Source organism: Bradyrhizobium sp. AT1 (assembly GCF_001590795.1).
In the GTDB taxonomy this organism is placed as follows: domain Bacteria; phylum Pseudomonadota; class Alphaproteobacteria; order Rhizobiales; family Xanthobacteraceae; genus Bradyrhizobium.
The window spans coordinates 1,502,941-1,523,211 of record NZ_JXDL01000001.1; the positions used below are offsets into that span (position 1 = coordinate 1,502,941).

General features: G+C 63.1%; 21 protein-coding genes. All 21 read right to left on the minus strand.

Translation table 11 applies throughout. From position 1 onward, the window contains the following. Positions 1-14: 14 nt before the first annotated feature. Positions 15-572, minus strand: coding sequence for a 50S ribosomal protein L5 (gene rplE / locus SE92_RS07210; protein WP_018322267.1), 558 nt, complete (start codon positions 570-572; stop codon positions 15-17). Then, complete coding sequence (rplX, locus tag SE92_RS07215; RefSeq protein WP_007603031.1) at positions 565-879, minus strand: 50S ribosomal protein L24; 315 nt, start codon at positions 877-879, stop codon at positions 565-567. Before rplX ends, rplE begins: the two co-directional genes overlap by 8 nt. After that, positions 879-1,247: a 50S ribosomal protein L14 gene (rplN, locus tag SE92_RS07220; protein WP_007603030.1), complete on the minus strand. Its 369-nt coding sequence runs from the start codon at positions 1,245-1,247 to the stop codon at positions 879-881. Before rplN ends, rplX begins: the two co-directional genes overlap by 1 nt. Before the next feature lie 84 nt (positions 1,248-1,331). Then, a complete protein-coding gene (gene rpsQ, locus SE92_RS07225) occupies positions 1,332-1,580 on the minus strand; it encodes a 30S ribosomal protein S17 (protein ID WP_007603028.1) in 249 nt (82 codons plus the stop codon). Positions 1,581-1,593: 13 nt separating this feature from the next. After that, complete coding sequence (gene rpmC / locus SE92_RS07230) at positions 1,594-1,800, minus strand: 50S ribosomal protein L29 (protein ID WP_026202715.1); 207 nt, start codon at positions 1,798-1,800, stop codon at positions 1,594-1,596. 5 nt (positions 1,801-1,805) lie between these two features. After that, positions 1,806-2,219: a 50S ribosomal protein L16 gene (rplP, locus tag SE92_RS07235; protein ID WP_008136349.1), complete on the minus strand. Its 414-nt coding sequence runs from the start codon at positions 2,217-2,219 to the stop codon at positions 1,806-1,808. Between the two features lie 30 nt (positions 2,220-2,249). Further along, positions 2,250-2,975, minus strand: coding sequence for a 30S ribosomal protein S3 (gene rpsC / locus SE92_RS07240; RefSeq protein ID WP_014494500.1), 726 nt, complete (start codon positions 2,973-2,975; stop codon positions 2,250-2,252). Positions 2,976-2,992: 17 nt separating this feature from the next. Continuing rightward, the gene (gene rplV / locus SE92_RS07245; RefSeq protein WP_008136353.1) at positions 2,993-3,379 is read right to left on the minus strand and encodes a 50S ribosomal protein L22; all 387 of its coding nucleotides are present in this window, start codon (positions 3,377-3,379) and stop codon (positions 2,993-2,995) included. A 10-nt stretch (positions 3,380-3,389) separates the two neighbouring features. Then, on the minus strand, positions 3,390-3,668 hold the full coding sequence (gene rpsS / locus SE92_RS07250; RefSeq protein WP_008136357.1) for a 30S ribosomal protein S19: 279 nt from the start codon (positions 3,666-3,668) through the stop codon (positions 3,390-3,392). A gap of 12 nt (positions 3,669-3,680) precedes the next feature. Then, positions 3,681-4,514, minus strand: a complete 834-nt coding sequence (gene rplB / locus SE92_RS07255; protein WP_061026880.1) for a 50S ribosomal protein L2 — start codon at positions 4,512-4,514, stop codon at positions 3,681-3,683. A 12-nt stretch (positions 4,515-4,526) separates the two neighbouring features. Then, positions 4,527-4,829, minus strand: a complete 303-nt coding sequence (locus tag SE92_RS07260; protein WP_063195096.1) for a 50S ribosomal protein L23 — start codon at positions 4,827-4,829, stop codon at positions 4,527-4,529. Further along, on the minus strand, positions 4,826-5,446 hold the full coding sequence (gene rplD, locus SE92_RS07265) for a 50S ribosomal protein L4 (RefSeq protein WP_020508797.1): 621 nt from the start codon (positions 5,444-5,446) through the stop codon (positions 4,826-4,828). Before rplD ends, SE92_RS07260 begins: the two co-directional genes overlap by 4 nt. 1 nt (position 5,447) lies before the next feature. Further along, on the minus strand, positions 5,448-6,164 hold the full coding sequence (gene rplC, locus SE92_RS07270) for a 50S ribosomal protein L3 (protein WP_018322262.1): 717 nt from the start codon (positions 6,162-6,164) through the stop codon (positions 5,448-5,450). A gap of 53 nt (positions 6,165-6,217) precedes the next feature. Beyond that, entirely contained in the window at positions 6,218-6,526 is a 309-nt protein-coding gene (gene rpsJ / locus SE92_RS07275) for a 30S ribosomal protein S10 (protein WP_002712302.1), read from the minus strand. Between the two features lie 83 nt (positions 6,527-6,609). Next, a complete protein-coding gene (gene tuf / locus SE92_RS07280; RefSeq protein WP_008136415.1) occupies positions 6,610-7,800 on the minus strand; it encodes an elongation factor Tu in 1,191 nt (396 codons plus the stop codon). Positions 7,801-7,840: 40 nt separating this feature from the next. After that, positions 7,841-9,913, minus strand: a complete 2,073-nt coding sequence (gene fusA, locus SE92_RS07285; protein ID WP_063195097.1) for an elongation factor G — start codon at positions 9,911-9,913, stop codon at positions 7,841-7,843. Positions 9,914-9,943: 30 nt separating this feature from the next. Beyond that, the gene (rpsG, locus tag SE92_RS07290; protein WP_008136420.1) at positions 9,944-10,414 is read right to left on the minus strand and encodes a 30S ribosomal protein S7; all 471 of its coding nucleotides are present in this window, start codon (positions 10,412-10,414) and stop codon (positions 9,944-9,946) included. 15 nt (positions 10,415-10,429) lie between these two features. Then, complete coding sequence (rpsL, locus tag SE92_RS07295) at positions 10,430-10,801, minus strand: 30S ribosomal protein S12 (protein WP_007603006.1); 372 nt, start codon at positions 10,799-10,801, stop codon at positions 10,430-10,432. Between the two features lie 867 nt (positions 10,802-11,668). Beyond that, positions 11,669-13,687, minus strand: a complete 2,019-nt coding sequence (locus tag SE92_RS07300) for an ABC transporter ATP-binding protein (RefSeq protein ID WP_063195098.1) — start codon at positions 13,685-13,687, stop codon at positions 11,669-11,671. Positions 13,688-13,819: 132 nt separating this feature from the next. Continuing rightward, entirely contained in the window at positions 13,820-15,880 is a 2,061-nt protein-coding gene (locus SE92_RS07305) for an FAD-dependent oxidoreductase (RefSeq protein WP_063195099.1), read from the minus strand. Positions 15,881-16,073: 193 nt separating this feature from the next. Continuing rightward, a complete protein-coding gene (rpoC, locus tag SE92_RS07310; protein ID WP_063195100.1) occupies positions 16,074-20,270 on the minus strand; it encodes a DNA-directed RNA polymerase subunit beta' in 4,197 nt (1,398 codons plus the stop codon). Position 20,271 lies beyond the last annotated feature (1 nt).

A 20,271-nucleotide genomic window follows, 5' to 3' on the forward strand; every position in this document is an offset into this window, starting at 1 on the left:
TTTAGGTCAGCGTCTCACTGCCGGAACGGGAAATTGAAAGCGGTCAACAAGGCCCTCGCCTCTTCGTCGGTCTTGGCCGTGGTGCAGACGGTGATGTCCATGCCGCGGGCTTCCGTGACCTTGTCGAAGTCGATCTCGGGGAAAATGATGTGCTCCTTGATGCCGAGCGAGTAGTTGCCGCGGCCGTCGAAGCTCTTCGGGTTCAGGCCGCGGAAGTCGCGGACGCGCGGCAGCGCGACCGTCACCAGGCGATCGATGAACTCGTACATGTGGGCCTTGCGCAGCGTGACCTTGCAGCCGATCGGCTGGTTCTCGCGCAGCTTGAAGGTCGCAATCGCGATACGCGAATAGGTCACGATCGCCTTCTGGCCGGCGATCTGGGTCAGCTCGGCAGCGGCGGTCTCGGCCTTCTTGCGGTCGTTGACGGAATCGCCAACGCCCATGTTCAGCACGACCTTGTCCAGGCGCGGAACCTGCATAACGTTCTCATAACCGAACTTCTCGGTCATGGCCGTGCGGATCTTCGCATCGTATTCCGCGCGCAGGCGCGGGGTGTAAGCGGCCTCAGCCATCGATCTCAGCTCCCGAGCTCTTGGCGATGCGGACCTTCTTGCCGTCCGCCAGAATCTTGAATCCGACGCGGGTCGGCTTTCCGTCCTTGCCGACATACGCGATGTTGGACAGTTGGATCGGCGACTCCTTCGAGATGATGCCGCCCTCCTGGGCCTGCGTCTGCTTCTGGTGACGCTTGACCATGTTGATGCCGCGCACCAGCGCCGTGCCGGCGTCGGGGCGCACTTCGAACACTTCGCCGGTGCGGCCCTTGTCGCGACCGGTCAGCACGACGACCTTGTCGCCCTTGCGGATCTTCGCAGCCATCACAGCACCTCCGGCGCGAGCGAGATGATCTTCATGTGGTTCTTGGCGCGCAGCTCGCGCGGCACGGGCCCGAAGATACGGGTGCCGACCGGCTCGGACTGATTGTTGATCAGAACGGCGGCGTTGCGGTCGAAGCGGATGACCGAACCGTCGGCGCGGCGGATGTCCTTGCGGACGCGCACCACGACGGCCTTCATCACGTCGCCCTTCTTCACCTTGCCACGCGGAATTGCTTCCTTGATCGAAACGACGATGATGTCGCCGATCGTGGCGTAGCGGCGCTTGGAGCCCCCGAGCACCTTGATACACATGACACGGCGTGCGCCAGAATTGTCGGCCACGTCGAGGTTGGTCTGCATCTGAATCATTGATGCACCTCGTCCTCTTCTCTCTTGCGCCAGCCCAGCCGGCGCTCAACATTTCCCTGAAGTCAGTCGGCTAAAGCCAACAGATCAGGCGCTTTTCTTGTGTTCGCCCCGGATCACGACCCAGCGCTTCAACTTCGAAATCGGCTTCGATTCCTCGATCCACACCATGTCGCCCGGCTTGAACTCGTTGCTCTCGTCGTGCGCGTGGTAGTTCTTCGAACGGCGGATCGTCTTCTTGTAGATCGGGTGGGTGAAGCGGCGATCGACGCGCACCACGATGGTCTTGGCTTGCTTGTCGCTGACGACCACGCCCTGCAAAGTACGTTTCGGCATCTTCGTAAGCCTCTTACTTCTTCTTCGCGCGCGTCTGCGCGGCGACGGTCTTGATCCGGGCGATGTCACGGCGGGCCTCGCGCAGGCGCGAGGTGTTCTCGAGCTGCCCGGTGGCACGCTGGAAGCGCAGGTTGAAGCGCTCCTTCTTGAGGTTCAGGACGGCGTCGTCCTGCTGGTCGGGGCTCATCGCGCGGATGTCTTCGATCTTCATCTGGGCCATGGCCATTACTCCGCAATGCGCTCGACGAAGCGCGTCTTGATCGGCAGCTTGGCGGCCGCCAGGGTCAGCGCTTCACGCGCCGTCTGGGTGTTGACGCCGTCGATCTCGAACAGAACCCGGCCCGGCTTGACGCGCGCGACCCACAATTCCGGCGAACCCTTGCCGGAGCCCATGCGGACTTCGGCCGGCTTCTTCGACACCGGAACGTCGGGGAATACGCGGATCCAGACGCGGCCGGCGCGCTTCATGTGACGGGTCAGCGCGCGGCGGGCGGCTTCGATCTGGCGCGCGGTAACGCGCTCAGGCTCAGTCGCCTTCAGGCCGAACTGGCCGAACGCCAACGTCGCGCCCGAAGACGCAACGCCGTGGATGCGGCCCTTATGCGCCTTCCGGAACTTCGTTTTCTTAGGTTGCATCATGGCTTTGAGCCCTCAAATTCCTGTGCGGCTTTAGGCTGCAGCCGTATCGCGGCGCTGACGGCCACCACGATCACCACTGCCACCCGTCTCGCCTTCGGCCATTCTCTTGTCCTGGGCCATCGGATCGTGCTCGAGGATCTCGCCCTTGAAGATCCAGACCTTGACGCCGCAGGTGCCGAAGGTCGTGAACGCGGTCGCAACGCCGTAGTCGATGTCGGCGCGCAGCGTGTGCAGCGGCACGCGACCTTCGCGGTACCACTCCATGCGCGCGATTTCCGCACCGCCCAGACGACCCGAGCAGTTGATGCGGATGCCTTCCGCGCCGAGACGCATCGCCGACTGCACGGCGCGCTTCATGGCGCGGCGGAACGCCACGCGGCGCTCCAGCTGCTGAGCGATCGACTCGGCCACCAGCGTCGCATCGAGCTCCGGCTTGCGGATTTCGACGATGTTGATGACGACGTCGGACGAGGTGATGTCCGCGACCTTCTTGCGAAGCTTGTCGATGTCAGCGCCCTTCTTGCCGATCACCACGCCCGGACGGGCCGAGTGGATGGTGACGCGGCACTTCTTGTGCGGACGCTCGATCACGATGCGGGCGACGGCTGCCTGCTTAAGTTCCTTGTGCAGGATCTCACGGATCTTGACGTCCTCGTGCAGCAGCTTGCCGTATTCCTGCTTGCCGGCAAACCAGCGGGAATCCCAGGTACGGTTGATGCCGAGGCGCAGACCGATCGGATTGATCTTTTGACCCATCGTGTTCTCCTGCGCCCTTAAGCGGCGGCTTCAGCTTCGACCTGACGAACAATGATCGTCAGCTGCGAAAATGGTTTGTAGACACGGCCCGAGCGACCACGGCCGCGAGCGGCGAAGCGCTTCATCACGAGGCCGTTGCCGACGAAGGCCTGCGCCACGACGAGATCGTCGACGTCGAGGTCGTGGTTGTTCTCGGCGTTGGCGATAGCCGATTCCAGGCACTTCTTCACGTCGACCGCGATCCGCTTGCGCGAAAACTGCAGGTCGGCGAGCGCAGCAGCCGCCTTCCGGCCGCGAATGAGCTGGGCGACCAGGTTGAGCTTCTGCGGGCTCACCCGCAGCATGCGGGCGACCGCCTTGGCCTCGTTCTCGGCGAGGCTCCGTTCGCGCTTGGGTTTGCTCATCGTTTAATCCTCAAGCCTTCTTGGCTTTCTTGTCGCCGGAGTGGCCATGGAAGGTCCGGGTCGGCGAGAACTCGCCGAACTTGTGCCCCACCATTTCCTCGTTGACGGCGACCGGTACGTGCTTCTGACCGTTGTAGACGCCGAAGGTCAGGCCGACGAACTGCGGCAGGATCGTCGAGCGACGGCTCCAGATCTTGATGACGTCGTGACGGCCGGACGCGCGGGCGGCATCTGCCTTCTTGAGCAGAGAACCCTCGACGAACGGGCCTTTCCAGACTGAACGAACCATGTCCGGCGTTCCTTACTTCTTCCGCTTGTGGCGGCTTAGGAGAATGAATTTGTTGGTCGACTTGTTGGTCCGGGTCTTCTTGCCCTTGGTCGGCTTGCCCCACGGGGTGACCGGGTGGCGGCCGCCCGAGGTACGACCTTCACCACCGCCGTGCGGATGGTCGATCGGGTTCATCGAAACACCGCGGTTATGCGGCTTGCGGCCCAGCCAACGGTTGCGGCCGGCCTTGCCGATCGAGGTGTTCATGTGATCCGGGTTCGACACCGCGCCGATCGTGCCGCGGCAACGGCCGTGCACCAGGCGCTGCTCGCCCGAATTCAGGCGGATGATCACGTAATCCTGGTCGCGGCCGACGAGCTGGGCATAGGTACCCGCGGAACGGGCGAGCTGGCCGCCCTTCCCGATCTTGAGCTCGATGTTGTGGATGATCGTGCCGACCGGCATGTTGCCGAGCGGCATGACGTTGCCCGGCTTCACGTCGACATAGTTGCCGGCGACGATGGTGTCACCCACGGCCAGGCGCTGCGGCGCCAGGATGTAGGCCTGCTCGCCGTCCTGATACTTGATCAGCGCGATGAAGCCGCTGCGGTTCGGATCGTATTCCAGCCGCTCGACGGTCGCGGGAACGTCGACCTTCTCACGCTTGAAATCGACGGTGCGCAGCGTCCGCTTGTGACCACCGCCGCGGAAACGCACAGTGATGCGACCCGTGCTGTTGCGGCCGCCCGAGGAGTGCTTGCCTTCGGTGAGCGCCTTGACCGGCTTGCCCTTGTAGAGGGCCGAACGATCGACCATGACCAGCTGGCGCTGGCCCGGCGTCGTGGGATTGAATGTCTTCAGTGCCATCGTCGTGCGACCTTACAGACCGGTGGTCACGTCGATCCGGTGACCCTCTTCGAGAGTCACGATCGCGCGCTTGGAGTTCGACTGCGAACCGAGATTGCCGCGGAAGATCTTGGTCTTGCCCTTGCGGACCAGCGTGTTGACGCTCTTGACCTTGACGTCGAACAGCTTCTCGATCGCTTCCTTGATCTGCGGCTTGGTCGCCTTGGCGGCGACCTTGAACAGCACCTTGTTGTGCTCCGAAGCGATCGTCGCCTTTTCGGTCACGACCGGCGACAGGATCACGTCGTAGTGGCGAGCCTCGATGTTCTTCGTCATTTGAAGCGCGCCTCCAGCGCATCGATGGCGGCCTTGGTCAGAACGAGCTTCTGACGGCGCAGGATGTCGTAGACGTTGATGCCCTGGATCGGCAGCACGTCCATGTTCGGGATGTTGCGAGCCGCAGCGGCGAAGCCGTTGTTGAGCTCGGCGCCGTCGATGATCAGCGCGTTGGTCAGACCCAGACCCGAGAAGTGACCGAGCAGCGCCTTGGTCTTGGCGGCTTCCAGCGCGGCCTTCTCGATCACGACGAGATCGCCGTCCTTGGCCTTGGCCGAGAGCGCATGCTTCAGTGCCAGCGCGCGGACCTTCTTCGGCAGGTCGGTGGCGTGCGAACGCACCACCGGACCGAAGGCACGGCCGCCGCCACGGAACTGCGGCACGCGGGCCGAGCCGTGACGAGCACCGCCGGTGCCCTTCTGCTTGTACATCTTCTTGCCGGTGCGCCAGATCTCGGCGCGCCCCTTGGCTTTGTGGGTACCGGCCTGGCGCTTGTTGAGCTGCCACTGCACGCAACGTGCAATGATATCCTGGCGCGGCTCGAGACCGAAAATGGTGTCGGACAGCTGGACGGAGCCGGCTTCCTTACCTTCGAGGGTGGTGACCTTCAATTCCATCTCACGCACCCTCCTGCTGGGCCGCAGCCTCGGCTTCGCCACCCGCAACCTTGAACTTGCCGGGCTTCGGAGCTTCCTTCGGCAGCGGCTTCTTGACGGCGTCGCGCACGCGAATCCAGCCGCCCTTGGAGCCGGGAACGGCACCCTCGACGAGGATCAGGCCGCGCTCGACATCGAGCTGAACGACGCGAAGGTTGAGCGTGGTGATGCGGTCGACACCCATGTGGCCGGGCATCTTCTTGTTCTTCCAGGTCTTGCCGGGGTCCTGACGGCCACCGGTCGAACCGATCGAGCGGTGCGAGACTGAGACGCCGTGGGTGGCGCGCAGACCGCCGAAGTTCCAGCGCTTCATGCCGCCGGCGAAGCCCTTACCGACCGAGGTGCCGGTGACGTCGACGAACTGGCCGACGACGAAGTGGTCGGCAAGGATCTCGGCGCCGACCGGGATCATGGCATCCGCGGTGACGCGGAATTCCTCGACCCGGCGCTTCGGCTCGACCTTGGCGACCGCGAACTGGCCGCGCTCAGCCTTGGGCATGTAAACGGTCTTGCGGGCGCCAGAACCAAGCTGGAGCGCGACGTAACCGTTCTTCTCTTCGGTGCGGTGGCCTACGACCTGGCAATTGCCGAGCTTCAGCACGGTCACGGGGATATGTTCGCCGGCCTCAGTAAAGACCCGCGTCATCCCGACCTTTTGTGCGATCACTCCGGAGCGCATCGGCTTGCTTCCTGTTCTTTCTGTCCGCTTGCGCGAACGGGATCCAAAAAATCTTAGAGCTTGATCTCGACGTCGACACCGGCGGCCAGGTCGAGCTTCATCAAAGCATCGACGGTCTGCGGGGTCGGATCGACGATGTCGAGCAGACGCTTGTGAGTGCGCATCTCGAACTGCTCGCGGCTCTTCTTGTCGACGTGGGGCGAACGGTTGACGGTGAACTTCTCGATGCGGGTGGGCAGCGGAATGGGTCCGCGGACCTGCGCGCCGGTGCGCTTCGCCGTGTTCACGATCTCGCGGGTCGACGTATCGAGGATACGATGGTCGAACGCCTTGAGACGGATACGAATATTTTGGCCGTTCATTGCCGTGCTTTCTCTAGTGAGTGGCGAGTAGCGAGTAGCGAATAGAACTCCCTATTCGCCACTCACCATTCCCTATTCGCTTGTTACTCGATGATCGAGGCGACGACGCCGGCGCCGACGGTGCGGCCGCCTTCGCGGATCGCGAAGCGGAGCTTCTCTTCCATCGCGATCGGCACGATCAGGTGCACTTCCATCGCGATGTTGTCGCCCGGCATCACCATCTCGGTACCTTCCGGCAGATGCACGACACCGGTCACGTCGGTGGTGCGGAAGTAGAACTGCGGACGGTAGTTGGTGAAGAACGGGGTGTGGCGACCGCCCTCTTCCTTGGTGAGGATGTAAGCCTCGGCCTTGAACTTGGTGTGCGGCTTGACCGAACCCGGCTTGCACAGCACCTGGCCGCGCTCGACGTCTTCACGCTTGGTGCCGCGGAGCAGCGCACCGATGTTGTCGCCGGCCTGGCCCTGGTCGAGCAGCTTGCGGAACATTTCGACGCCGGTGACCGTGGTCTTCTGCGTGGCGCGCAGACCGACGATCTCGATTTCCTCGCCGACCTTGACGATGCCGCGCTCGACACGGCCGGTGACGACGGTGCCGCGGCCCGAGATCGAGAACACGTCTTCGACCGGCATCAGGAACGGCTGGTCGATCGGACGCTCCGGCTGCGGGATGTACTCGTCGACGTTCTTCATCAGCTCGAGGATGGCGTCGTGGCCGAGCTTCTTGTCGGAGTCTTCGAGAGCGGCGAGCGCCGAACCCTTGATGATCGGGATCTTGTCGCCCGGGAAGTCGTACTTCGAGAGCAGCTCGCGAACTTCGAGCTCGACGAGCTCGAGCAGTTCCGGATCGTCGACCATGTCGCACTTGTTCAGGAACACGACCAGCGCGGGCACGCCGACCTGGCGGGCGAGCAGGATGTGCTCGCGGGTCTGCGGCATCGGGCCGTCAGCAGCCGACACGACCAGGATCGCACCGTCCATCTGGGCGGCGCCGGTGATCATGTTCTTCACGTAGTCGGCGTGGCCGGGGCAATCGACGTGCGCGTAGTGGCGGTTCGGCGTCTCGTACTCGACGTGCGCGGTCGAGATGGTGATGCCGCGCGCCTTCTCTTCCGGCGCCTTGTCGATCTGGTCGTACGCGGTGAACGTCGCACCGCCCGCTTCGGCGAGAACCTTGGTGATCGCCGCGGTCAGCGACGTCTTGCCATGGTCGACGTGACCGATGGTGCCGATGTTGCAGTGCGGCTTGTTACGTTCAAACTTTGCTTTGGCCATTTGACTCTCCGTTCAATCGTCAGTTCGTGACCGACGACAATCAGGCAAACTTCTTCTGGACTTCTGCCGACACGTTGGCCGGCGCTTCTGCGTAGTGGTCGAACTGCATGGTGAAGGTTGCGCGACCCTGGCTCATCGAGCGCAGGTTATTCACGTAACCGAACATGTTCATGAGCGGCACCATCGCATTGATGACGTTGGCGTTGCCGCGCATGTCCTGACCCTGGATCTGACCGCGCCGCGAATTCAGGTCGCCGATGACCGAGCCGGTGTAGTCTTCCGGAGTCACCACTTCGACCTTCATGATCGGCTCGAGCAGGACGGACTTGCCCTTCTGCAGCGCTTCGCGGAAAGCCGCGCGCGATGCGATTTCGAAGGCGAGCGCCGACGAGTCGACGTCGTGATACTTGCCGTCGACGAGCTGAACCTTGACGTCGACCACGGGGAAGCCCGCGACCACGCCAGAGCTCATCACGCTGTTGAGGCCCTTTTCAACGCCGGGGATGTATTCCTTCGGAACCGCACCACCGACGATCTTGGACTCGAACTCGTAGCCCTTGCCGGGCTCGTTCGGCTCGACCACGATCGACACTTCCGCGAACTGACCGGTACCGCCGGTCTGCTTCTTGTGGGTGTACTTGACCTCGGCCTTCTTGGTGACGCGCTCACGGAACGCAACCTGCGGCGCGCCGATATTGGCGTCGACCTTGTAGGTGCGCTTGAGGATGTCGACCTTGATGTCGAGATGGAGTTCGCCCATGCCCTTGAGGATGGTCTGGCCGGACTCCTGGTCGGTCGACACGCGGAAGGACGGATCCTCCGCGGCGAGCTTGGCCAGCGCCACGCCCAGCTTTTCCTGGTCGGCCTTGGACTTCGGCTCGATCGCGATCTCGATGACCGGCTCGGGGAATTCCATCTTCTCCAGGATCACCTGCTTGTCGGGATCGCACAGCGTGTCACCGGTGCGCGCTTCCTTCAGGCCGGCCAGCGCGACGATGTCGCCGGCATAGGCTTCCTTGATGTCTTCGCGGTTGTTCGCATGCATCAGGAGCATGCGCCCAATGCGCTCCTTCTTCTCGCGGGTCGAGTTCACGACGCCGGTGCCGCTCTGCAGAACGCCGGAGTAGATGCGGCAGAAGGTGATGGTGCCGACGAACGGGTCGTCCATGATCTTGAACGCGAGCAGCGCGAGCGGCTCCTTGTCGTCCGCCTTGCGCACGACCTCGTTGCCGCGGTCGTCGGTGCCCTTGATCGCGGGCACGTCGATCGGCGACGGCAGATAGTCGACGACGGCGTCGAGCAGCGGCTGAACGCCCTTGTTCTTGAAGGCCGAGCCGCACAGCACGGGATAGAACGCGCCGGTCAGAACCGCCTTGCGGATCAGCCGCTTCAGCGTCTCTTCGTCCGGCTCCTTGCCGTCGAGATAGGCGGCCATGGCGTCGTCGTCGAGCTCGACGGCGGCTTCCACCATCTTCTCGCGGTATTCCTTGGCCTGCTCGACGAGATCTTCCGGAATGTCGACGTAATCGAACTTCGCGCCGAGCGATTCATCATTCCAGATGATGCCCTGCATCTTCACGAGGTCGACGAGACCCTTGAAGTTGTTCTCGGCACCGATCGGAAGCTGGATCGCGATCGGCTTGGCGCCGAGGCGCTCGACGATGTCGGCCAGGCACTTGAAGAAGTCGGCACCGGTCTTGTCCATCTTGTTGGCGAAGACGATGCGCGGAACCTTGTACTTGTCGCCCTGGCGCCAGACGGTCTCGGTCTGGGGCTCGACGCCCTGGTTGGAGTCGAGCACGCAGACGGCGCCGTCGAGCACGCGCAGCGAACGCTCGACTTCGATGGTGAAGTCGACGTGGCCGGGGGTGTCGATGATGTTCAGACGCTTGCCGGCCCAGAACGCAGTGGTCGCAGCCGAGGTGATCGTGATGCCACGCTCCTGCTCCTGCTCCATCCAGTCCATCGTCGCGGCACCTTCGTGCACTTCGCCGATCTTGTGGCTCTTGCCGGTGTAATAGAGGATGCGCTCGGTGGTCGTGGTCTTGCCGGCATCGATATGCGCCATGATACCGAAGTTGCGGTAATTCTCTATGGCATGAACGCGGGGCATGGGGTGTTCCTTAGATTCCGTGTGTCGCCGTTACCAGCGATAGTGCGAGAAGGCGCGGTTGGCTTCCGCCATCCGGTGCACGTCTTCGCGCTTCTTGACGGCGTTTCCGCGATTGTTCGACGCGTCCAGAAGCTCGGCCGAGAGGCGTTCGGTCATGGTCTTCTCGTTGCGCTCGCGCGCGGCGGAGATCAGCCAGCGGATGCCCAGCGCCTGACGGCGGGTCGAACGAACTTCGACCGGAACCTGGTAGGTCGCGCCGCCGACGCGGCGGGAGCGCACTTCGATCGTCGGCATGACGTTCTCGAGGGCCTGCTCGAACACGCCGAGCGGGTTCTGCTTGGTCTTGGATTCGATGATGCCGAACGCACCGTAGACGATGCCTTCCGCGACCGACTTCTTGCCGGCGTACATCACCGAGTTCATGAACTTCGTGACGATGATGTTCCCGAACTTCGGATCGGGAAGGACTTCGCGCTTTTCCGCTGAGTGGCGACGAGACATGGAGCTGGTTCCCGCTTACTTCGGACGCTTCGCGCCGTACTTCGAACGACGCTGCTTACGGTTCTTGACGCCCTGGGTATCCAGCACGCCGCGGAGGATGTGGTAACGCACGCCGGGCAAGTCCTTGACACGACCGCCGCGGATCATGACGACCGAGTGCTCCTGGAGGTTATGGCCCTCACCGGGGATGTAGCCGATCACCTCGAAGCCGTTGGTCAGGCGCACCTTGGCGACCTTACGAAGCGCCGAGTTCGGCTTCTTCGGGGTCGTGGTGTAGACGCGGGTGCAAACACCACGCTTCTGCGGCGACTGCTGCAGCGCCGGCACCTTCTTGCGCGACTTCTGCACTTCACGCGGTTGAGCGATCAGCTGGTTGATCGTCGGCATCCTGGCCTTACCCTTTGTTCTGTCGCGAACCCTCTTCGGATTCACTGTCTTGCCGCAGCCCGTTGCCGGGACTGCAAATTCTTTCGAGCTACCCGCCCGACGAGGTCGCTTGGCACGGAACAATCCGCACAAAGCGAAATCGCGCCAACCGCCCCATCAACGGGCGGAAAGCGCTTCGACGCCACAGAGGACCGCAGTATTGAGGCCGTTCAGCATAAAGCCGCGGCCCGCGCACTGAGGTCATGCATCCGAATTCGATCTCAAGAGAACGAGCTCAAGAGAACTAGAATCGCACTGGCATTGCCTAGCTATGATCGACAGCGTTTGAGCGGCATTCGTCGAGGTTGGTGCCCGTCCTGAGCGATCCCTTACGGCTTTGGTCCTGGGGGATCTAACGGGTGGCCCGTTCCGACGCTGGCGATGCTCACCGCCTGTCGTTAAGTGAGGCGCTTTCTATGCGTGAGAATCGATCAAGTCAAGGCGAAACGACAGTCACAAAGCGCTCTGGAGCCTGTCAAAATCGCTATTTGCCGCCCTCACCGCCTGCCCCTGATATAGGAGCGCAGCACCCTGTTCGCCAGCCTGCCGAACATTTAAATCCGGGCGAAATATAATTTTATAACGATCCTCAAGGCCTTTTTGGGCTCTTGAAGCGTTAATGCGCGTTAAACTCTTCGCTTCGACAGCCAATCGGCAGCCGGGACGTTACCATGCTGGGCGAAAGGTCGCCCGCGCGATCAACGTCCGGGACATCCGATCCCAATCGATTCACATGAGAGCTATCCGGCCGAGCTTTCGAATCGAGGAATTCATCGGTACGATTCCGCGACCGCCGAAGACCAGAATCACAGAATCGGCGCGGCCCGGTCACTCCTCGTCGTCCTCGTCCTCATCATCCTCGAGGTCGTCTTCGTCGTCCCCGCCGTCGTCGGCGAGAGCCGCCGCGCCGTGCGGCTGGTGGATCTGGTCGTTCCACAGCTTGCGATAGGTGCCGTTCTTGGCGAGCAGCTGGGCATGCGAGCCGCGTTCGATCGCCCTGCCCCCTGAAATCACAATGATCTCGTCCATCTCGACCACCGAGGTCAGGCGATGCGTCGACCAGATCATGGTGCGGCCCTTGGCGACCTTGAGCAGCGTCCGGTTGATCGCAGCTTCCGTGGTCTGGTCCAGCGCCGAGGTGGCTTCGTCCAGCAGCAGCACCGAAGGGTTGCGAATGATCGCGCGCGCGATCGCGATGCGTTGGCGCTGGCCGCCCGACAGGGTATCGCCCCGCTCGCCGACCGGCGTGTCGTAGCGCTGCGGCAGGCTCATGATGTAGCGGTGGATCTCGGCCTTCTTGGCGGCCTCCTCCACCTCTTCGTCGCTCGCGCCCTCCTTGCCGAGCCGGATGTTCTCGCGGATCGACATGTTGAACAGCATGTTCTCCTGGAACACCACCGCCATGCTCCGGCGCAGCGAATCCAGCGTCACCTTGCGGACATCGACTCCGTCGATGGTGACGCGCCCTTCATCGGGCACGTAGAGCCGCAGGATCAGGTTGAGCAACGTGCTCTTGCCGGAGCCGCTCGGACCGACGATCGCGATGCGCTTGCCCGCATTGAGCTTGAGACTGAGATTGTCCAGCACCGGCGTCTGACTGCCCTCGTACTGGAAAGTGACGTGGTCGAAGGTGATGTCGTTGGTGATGCGCGGCAGGTCGGGCGCGCCAGGGCGATCGGCGGCGCGGGTCGGCTGGTCCAGCAGCTCCTGGATGTGGCGGATCGCGGCGGCCGAGGAGATCGACACCGGGATGAAATGCATCACATGGGCGATGTTGTAGGAGACCTCCCAGAACGCGCTCTCGAAGGTCACGAAGGTGCCGATGGTGATCTGGCCCTTGGTCGCCAGATACGCGCCGATCGCGAGCACCACGAGATGCAGCAACAGCACCGAGATGGTCACGGTGCGCTCCACCATGGTCGAGAGGAACGCGGCCGAGGCGATCTTGTTGCGCGTCTCGTCGTTACGGAAGGTGAAGAATCCGAACATCTTGCGCTGCAGGCTGAAGGCCTTGATCACGGCCTGCGCCGCCACGTTCTCCTGCACCATGCCGAGCAGCGCGCTCTCGTTGAGCTTCTGCTCGTAATTGGCCTGCACCGCCTTGGGCGTCAGGATCCGCGGGCCGATCAGCGTGATCGGAAACACGAGCAGCGCAACCGCCGCGAGCTGCCAGTTCAAGAACACCATCAGGACGATGCCGGCGATCAATTCCAGAAACGGCAGCGCGGCGCTGTTGGCGAAGGTCTTCACCGAGCCTTCGAAGGCCGAGAGGTCGACCGAGAAGCGCGACAGGATCTCGCCGCGCTTGGTGCGGCCGAAATAGGCCGTCGGCAGGTCCTGGACGTGCTCGAACAGGCGCCTGCGGACATCCGAGATGATGCAGGCCGCCAGCCGCGCATCCCAGCGCTCGTACCAGACGGCGACGATCGAGGTGAAGATGCCGGCGACGGCGAGCACGCCGAGGATCTTGTAGAGCGCCTGGAAGTCCTCCTCGCCGAGCGCGTCGTCGATCAGGAACTTGAGGCTGAGCGGCATGATGACGTTGAACAGCGTCTCGACGAAGACGCCAAACGCCACGAAGGACAGCATCCGCTTGTAGTTGGTCAGATGGGGCTTGACGAACCCGACGATGGTCGCGAGCGCGCCGGCGGCCTCGCGCGCGGTAAAGACGACGAGGTCCTCGTCCTCATCGTCGTCATCGAGCTCCAGCTCGTCATCACCCTCGTCTTCGTCGTCCTCGTCGTCTTCGAGGCCCGACTTGGCAGACGCGGCGAGCTTGTCGTCGAGCTCGGCCGCCTCTTCCGCGGCGAGCTTCTGTTTGTCGGGCGGGAGGGGCTTGGACGCCATGAAACCAACCGATGCTGACGGCCGGCATGACCGCAGAGAAAGCAGGAAATAGCGGTAACCGCTATTGCACCGATTCTATGCGATCAAGATGAATTCGGCAAAACAATTGGCGAAGGCTTTCGCTCCAAGCGGCTAATCGTCATCCTCGTCCTCGACCTTGTCGAAGAAGGAATAGCGCAGGCTGTCGGCGTCGGCGTACCACTGCCCCGGCCCCTTGTTGGCAGCGAGCGTCGCCTCCCAGAGCGCGTCGGTGCAATCCTTGCGGTGCATCGAGAGGTCGAACCCGTTGCCGAAGAACAGCTCGGACCATTCCCACCAGGTGCCGAGCTTCTTGACCCCGCGCAAGAGATCGTAGCGATCGATCAGAGCCGGCGCCATGTCCGAGGTGATCGAGCCGAACACGAGGCCGGTCTTGACCACGCGGTTCAGTTCCTTGATCGCGCGGACCACCTGCTTCGGGGAAACATGGCAGAGGCTGGTCTCGAACACGAAATCGAACGCGCCGTCCTTGAACGGCATGTCGGTGATCGAGCCGAGCTTGTTGTACTTCTTCAGCGCCTTCGGCGTCCGGGCGTGGACGGCACGGTTGTTCTCGATGCCAAAGGCATCGATGCCGCGCTCGCGCAGCGCGCCGACCAGCTCACCGCTGGCCGAGCCCGCGACGAGCAGCTTGGCGCCCTTGGTCTTGCCCCAGACGATTCCGAGCAGCTTGGTGAGATAGTCGGGGTCGGTGAAGTGGCGCCATGCCTCGTGATAGGGACCAAGGCCGCGATAGTTCTCGAAATAGTCGCGGTCGATCTTGTCGGAGACCGGCTTGCCATCCTGCGCGCGCTGGCGGCGCAGGCGCATCATCTCGGTCAGGATGATGTCGGTCGCCGCGTCCGAGGAGTCGAGCAAGCCGTTCAGCGTCGAGTCGAACAGATAGTCGCCGACCACCACGATGCCGGGATGCTCCTTCGGCTCCGGCCGGTGGTTGGTCATGACGTCGCGCACGGGCAGACCACCCGGGATCGCGTTCACCGACGACAGCCAGCGGTGGATCTTGCCTTCCATGAAATGCGAACGCGCATCGCCGAGCGAGGCCGGCAGCGACTTCAGCGCGGCGTCGATCAGCTCCTGGTCCGACAGATTGGCGAAGGCCAGCGCGTCGGAGCCGGGAATCAGCCAGTTCAGCACGCCGTGCTTGCCGACGTCGTGGCGCGCGCCCTCGTTGTAGACGCAGCAGCCGCCGAAAGCCTCCGACATGAACCAGGCGCCGGGGATCTTCTCGCCCCAGAACGGGGTGTCGAACAGGATCGAGACGCGCAGGTAATGCGCGGGCCGGTCGAAATAGGAGACGTGCTTGACCATCGACTTGCGCAGCTGCTCGCCTTCCCACCCCAAGGTGGCGAGCCAGGAATGCGGCAGGCAGACCAGCACGAGATCGAAGTCGCGCGTCTCCGGTCCCTTGCCGTTCATCATCTTGAGCTGGTAGCGGCCGGTCGGCGCCTTGCCGACGGCGAGCACGCGGTGATTGAGCTGGATGTCGGCGTTGACCTCCGACTGGAGGCACTCGATCAGCTGCTCATTGCCGTTCTGGATGGAATAGAGGCCGATATAGCCGTCGACATCCATCAGATAGTTCTTGAGCGCGTTGAGGCCGTTGGTGTTGTGGCTCTCGGTCGCGATGTCGGAGCGCGCCATCACCTTGAAGAAGCGCTTTGCGGTCTCGTCCTCGACCTCCTCGTCGAGCACCTGCTCGGCGGTCTTGTAGGCCCAGGGGTTGTCGTTGTCGTGCGCGCCGACGCCCTCGTAATATTCGATCGGCGACATCACCTCGGTACAACGTTTGCGGAACGCCTCGATCGCGGCCGCGGTCTTGGCGCCGTATTTGCGGCGCATGCCGGGCACATCGTTCAGCAGCTCGCCGCCGAACTGCACCTGCTCGGCATCCATCGGAATGGTCTGCAGCCCGAAATGCTGAATCAGCTCGCGCAGCGGATCCGGCCCGGTCATCGAGTAGTCGTAGATCTCGGCAACGCCGGCCTCGTATATCGCAGGCGCCGAATCGAACTTGCGCGTGACGATCTTGCCGCCGAGCCGGTCGGAGGCCTCGTAAATGGTGACGCGACAGAGATCGCCGAGCTTGCGCTTCAGGTACCAGGCGCTCATCAGCCCACCGGGGCCGCCGCCGACGATTGCGAGATCAAGCATGTGAGTTCCGTGGTCTCCGGCCCTGTCCCCGTCACGGGATCCACCGGTCTAAACTCCCCTAGCAGAAGCGCTTTTGCGCCTGAAGGAAAGATGAACAAAGGTTGATCCCGCATCGCAACAGGCAATGAAAGCAGCAAAAAGGCCGGCTTGCGCCGGCCTTTTCATTGTCCTCGGTATTCCTACGGATGAACCATCATTCCGCCGGCGGCAGCGCAGGAAGCTCCGTTTCCGGCGCGGGGGACACCACGGCCGCCTGCTTCTCGCGCTCGTCCAGGATCAGCTTGTCGCGCTTCATGGCGACTTCGCGGATCTTGGCCATGGAGGCGCCGGTGCCCGCCGGGATCAGACGGCCGACGATGACGTTCTCCTTGAGGCCTTCGAGCGGATCGACCTTGCCGTTGACCGCCGCTTCCGTGAGGACGCGGGTGGTCTCCTGGAACGAGGCCGCCGAGAAGAACGAACGGGTCTGGAGGCTCGCCTTGGTGATGCCGAGCAGAACCGGCGTACCCGTGGCGATCTTCTTGCCCTCTTCCTTGGCCTTCTCGTTCAGCGCGTCGAACTCGATCTTGTCGACCTGCTCGCCGGAGATCATGTCCGTGTCGCCCTGGTCGGTGACTTCCACCTTCTGGAGCATCTGACGGACAATCACCTCGATGTGCTTGTCGTTGATGAGCACGCCCTGGAGCCGGTAGACCTCCTGGATCTCGTTGACCAGGTAAGCCGCGAGCTCCTCGATGCCCTTGACCGCGAGGATGTCGTGCGGCGCCGGGTTGCCTTCGACGATGAAGTCGCCCTTTTCGACGACGTCGCCGTCCTGAAGGTGGATGTGCTTGCCCTTCGGGATCAGGTACTCGCGCGCCTCGTCGGTCTTGTCCATCGGCTCGATCGAGATGCGACGCTTGTTCTTGTAGTCGCGTCCGAACCGGATGGTGCCCGAGATTTCGGCGATGATCGCCGCATCCTTCGGACGCCGTGCCTCGAACAGTTCCGCCACCCGCGGCAGACCGCCGGTGATGTCACGCGTCTTGGCGCTTTCGGTCGAGACACGGGCGAGGATGTCGCCGGCCTGGACCTTGGCTCCGATGTCGACGGACAGAATGCCGTCGACCGACAGCATGTAGCGGGCATCGCCGCCACGGGCGAGCTTGAGCACCTTGCCGTCCTTGCCCTTGACCACGATGGCAGGACGCAGGTCCCCGCCGCCGCGCGTCGAACGCCAGTCGATGACCACGCGCTTGGCGATGCCGGTGGCTTCGTCGAGCGTTTCCGAGATCGACAGACCTTCGATCAGGTCCTCGAAGCCGATGGTGCCCTCCACTTCAGTGAGAAGCGGACGGGTGTACGGATCCCACTCGACGATGCGCTGGCCGCGCTTGACGGTGTCGCCCTCGTCGACGTGCAGGCGCGAGCCGTACTGGACGCGGTGCGTCGCACGCTCGGTGCCGTCGGCATCGACGATCGCCACCACCATGTTGCGCACCATCGCGACCAGGTGACCTTCGCTGTTTCGGGCGATGGCCTTGTTCCGGATCACGATCTTGCCGTCGAAATTGGCTTCGACGAACGACTGCTCGTTGAGCTGCGCCGCACCGCCGATGTGGAAGGTGCGCATGGTGAGCTGGGTGCCCGGCTCGCCGATCGACTGCGCCGCGATGACGCCGACCGCTTCACCGTGGTTGACCGGCGTGCCGCGGGCGAGGTCGCGGCCGTAGCACATGCCGCAGATGCCGTTGACGAGTTCGCAGGTCAGCGCCGAGCGGATCTTCACCTCCTGCACGCCACCCTGCTGGATGGCGTCCAGATGGCTTTCTTCCATCAGCGTATCGCGCTTGATGATCACCTTGCCCGAGCTGTCACGGATGTCTTCGCAGGCCGTGCGTCCGAGGATGCGCGAGCCGAGCGAAGCCACCACCGTGCCGGCATCGACGATGGCGCGCATCTTGATGCCGAGCTTGGTGCCGCAGTCGCTCTGCGTGATGATGCAGTCCTGCGCGACGTCGACCAGACGACGGGTCAGGTAGCCCGAGTTCGCCGTCTTCAACGCGGTGTCCGCGAGACCCTTGCGGGCGCCGTGGGTCGAGTTGAAGTACTCGAGAACCGAGAGGCCTTCCTTGAAGTTCGAGATGATCGGCGTCTCGATGATCTCACCCGACGGCTTGGCCATCAGGCCGCGCATGCCGGCGAGCTGGCGCATCTGGGCCGGCGAACCGCGGGCACCGGAGTGGGCCATCATGTAGATCGAGTTGATGTCGGCATCCGCTCCACTCGCCGTCTTCTTGGTGGAGGAGATCTCCTTCATCATCGCCTTGGCGATTTCTTCCGTGGCCTTCGACCAGGCGTCGACGACCTTGTTGTACTTCTCGCCATGGGTGATCAGACCGTCGTTGTACTGCTGCTCGAAATCCTTCGCCAGCGTACGGGTGGTGTCGACGATCTTCCACTTGGAGTGCGGCACGACCATGTCGTCCTTGCCGAACGAGATGCCGGCCTTGAACGCGTTGTAGAAGCCGAGCGCCATGATGCGGTCGCAGAAGATCACCGTCTCCTTCTGGCCGCAGTGACGGTAGACCTGGTCGATGACGCCCGAGATCTCGCGCTTGGTCATCAGCTTGTTGATGATCTCGTACGTGATCCGCGGGTTCTTCGGCAGCAGATTGCCGAGCATGACGCGGCCGGCGGTAGTCTCGATCCAGCGCGTCGAGACCTTGCCGGTCTCGTCCATGCCCTGCCACCGGTACTTGATCTTGGTGTGCAGGTGGATGACCTTCGCGTGCAGGGCGTGCTCGAGCTCGGCCATGTCGCCGAAGATCTTGCCCTCGCCGGGCAGGCCTTCGCGCATGATCGAGACGTAGTAGAGACCGAGCACGATGTCCTGCGACGGCACGATGATCGGCTGTCCGTTCGCCGGATGCAGGATGTTGTTGGTCGACATCATCAGGACGCGCGCTTCCAGCTGCGCTTCGAGCGACAGCGGGACGTGCACGGCCATCTGATCGCCGTCGAAATCGGCGTTGAACGCCGAGCAGACCAGCGGGTGAAGCTGGATCGCCTTGCCTTCGATCAGCACGGGCTCGAACGCCTGGATGCCGAGGCGATGCAGCGTCGGCGCGCGGTTCAGCAGCACCGGATGCTCGCGGATCACCTCGTCCAGGATGTCCCAGACCTCGGGCCGCTCCTTCTCGACGAGCTTCTTGGCCTGCTTGACGGTGGTGGACAGGCCCTTGGCGTCAAGCCGCGAATAGATGAACGGCTTGAACAGCTCGAGCGCCATCTTCTTCGGCAGGCCGCACTGATGCAGGCGCAGCTCGGGACCGACCACGATCACCGAACGGCCCGAATAGTCAACGCGCTTGCCGAGCAGGTTCTGACGGAAGCGGCCCTGCTTGCCCTTGAGCATGTCGGCGAGCGACTTCAGCGGGCGCTTGTTGGCGCCCGTGATGACGCGGCCGCGGCGGCCGTTGTCGAACAGCGCATCGACCGCTTCCTGAAGCATGCGCTTCTCGTTGCGGATGATGATGTCCGGCGCGCGCAGCTCCATCAGCCGCTTCAAGCGGTTGTTGCGGTTGATGACGCGGCGGTAGAGGTCGTTGAGGTCAGAGGTCGCGAAACGGCCGCCGTCGAGCGGCACGAGCGGACGCAGGTCCGGCGGAATCACCGGGACCACGGTCATGATCATCCATTCCGGCTTGTTGCCGGAGTGGCGGAACGCTTCCACGATCTTCAGGCGCTTGGCGAGCTTCTTGTGCTTGATGTCGGAGTCGGTCTCCTGCATCTCGACGCGCAAGCTCGCCTCGAGCTTCTCGAGGTCCATGCCCTTGAGCAGCTCGCGGATCGCCTCGGCGCCGATCATGGCGGTGAAGCTGTCCTGGCCGTACTCGTCCTGCGCCTTCAGATACTCGTCTTCAGACAGCAGCTGACGGTCCTTGAGCGCGGTGAGGCCCGGCTCCAGCACGACGTAGTATTCGAAATAGAGGATCCGCTCGAGATCCTTCAGCGTCATGTCCAGCAGCAGGCCGATGCGCGAGGGCAGCGACTTCAGGAACCAGATGTGGGCGACGGGGGCCGCGAGCTCGATATGGCCCATACGCTCACGCCGGACGCGCGACAGCGTGACCTCGACCGAGCACTTCTCGCAGATGATGCCCTTGTACTTCATGCGCTTGTACTTGCCGCACAAGCACTCGTAGTCCTTGATGGGCCCGAAGATGCGGGCGCAGAACAGGCCGTCGCGCTCGGGCTTGAAGGTACGGTAGTTGATGGTCTCCGGCTTCTTGATCTCGCCGTAGGACCAGGACAGAATCTTCTCTGGAGACGCGATCGAGATCCGGATCTGGTCGAAGACCTGAGCCGGCGTCGTCGGGTTGAAGAGATTCATAATTTCTTGGTTCATC

Bases quoted from the DNA above. Each gene is read 5' to 3' on its own strand.
- rplD (WP_020508797.1), bottom strand. From the start codon at position 5,446: ATGGAATTGAAGGTCACCACCCTCGAAGGTAAGGAAGCCGGCTCCGTC.
- rpmC (WP_026202715.1), bottom strand. From the start codon at position 1,800: ATGGCCCAGATGAAGATCGAAGACATCCGCGCGATGAGCCCCGACCAG.
- rplV (WP_008136353.1), bottom strand. From the start codon at position 3,379: ATGAGCAAACCCAAGCGCGAACGGAGCCTCGCCGAGAACGAGGCCAAG.
- rpsC (WP_014494500.1), bottom strand. From the start codon at position 2,975: ATGGGTCAAAAGATCAATCCGATCGGTCTGCGCCTCGGCATCAACCGT.
- rplC (WP_018322262.1), bottom strand. From the start codon at position 6,164: ATGCGCTCCGGAGTGATCGCACAAAAGGTCGGGATGACGCGGGTCTTT.
- rplE (WP_018322267.1), bottom strand. From the start codon at position 572: ATGGCTGAGGCCGCTTACACCCCGCGCCTGCGCGCGGAATACGATGCG.
- SE92_RS07300 (WP_063195098.1), bottom strand. From the start codon at position 13,687: ATGGCGTCCAAGCCCCTCCCGCCCGACAAACAGAAGCTCGCCGCGGAA.
- rplX (WP_007603031.1), bottom strand. From the start codon at position 879: ATGGCTGCGAAGATCCGCAAGGGCGACAAGGTCGTCGTGCTGACCGGT.
- SE92_RS07260 (WP_063195096.1), bottom strand. From the start codon at position 4,829: ATGACGAAGAACATCGAGGCTCGCCACTACGACGTGATCCTGTCGCCG.
- tuf (WP_008136415.1), bottom strand. From the start codon at position 7,800: ATGGCCAAAGCAAAGTTTGAACGTAACAAGCCGCACTGCAACATCGGC.
- rpsQ (WP_007603028.1), bottom strand. From the start codon at position 1,580: ATGCCGAAACGTACTTTGCAGGGCGTGGTCGTCAGCGACAAGCAAGCC.
- rplP (WP_008136349.1), bottom strand. From the start codon at position 2,219: ATGATGCAACCTAAGAAAACGAAGTTCCGGAAGGCGCATAAGGGCCGC.
- rplN (WP_007603030.1), bottom strand. From the start codon at position 1,247: ATGATTCAGATGCAGACCAACCTCGACGTGGCCGACAATTCTGGCGCA.
- rpoC (WP_063195100.1), bottom strand. From the start codon at position 20,270: ATGAACCAAGAAATTATGAATCTCTTCAACCCGACGACGCCGGCTCAG.
- fusA (WP_063195097.1), bottom strand. From the start codon at position 9,913: ATGCCCCGCGTTCATGCCATAGAGAATTACCGCAACTTCGGTATCATG.
- SE92_RS07305 (WP_063195099.1), bottom strand. From the start codon at position 15,880: ATGCTTGATCTCGCAATCGTCGGCGGCGGCCCCGGTGGGCTGATGAGC.
- rpsL (WP_007603006.1), bottom strand. From the start codon at position 10,801: ATGCCGACGATCAACCAGCTGATCGCTCAACCGCGTGAAGTGCAGAAG.
- rpsG (WP_008136420.1), bottom strand. From the start codon at position 10,414: ATGTCTCGTCGCCACTCAGCGGAAAAGCGCGAAGTCCTTCCCGATCCG.
- rpsJ (WP_002712302.1), bottom strand. From the start codon at position 6,526: ATGAACGGCCAAAATATTCGTATCCGTCTCAAGGCGTTCGACCATCGT.
- rpsS (WP_008136357.1), bottom strand. From the start codon at position 3,668: ATGGTTCGTTCAGTCTGGAAAGGCCCGTTCGTCGAGGGTTCTCTGCTC.
- rplB (WP_061026880.1), bottom strand. From the start codon at position 4,514: ATGGCACTGAAGACATTCAATCCCACGACGCCGGGCCAGCGCCAGCTG.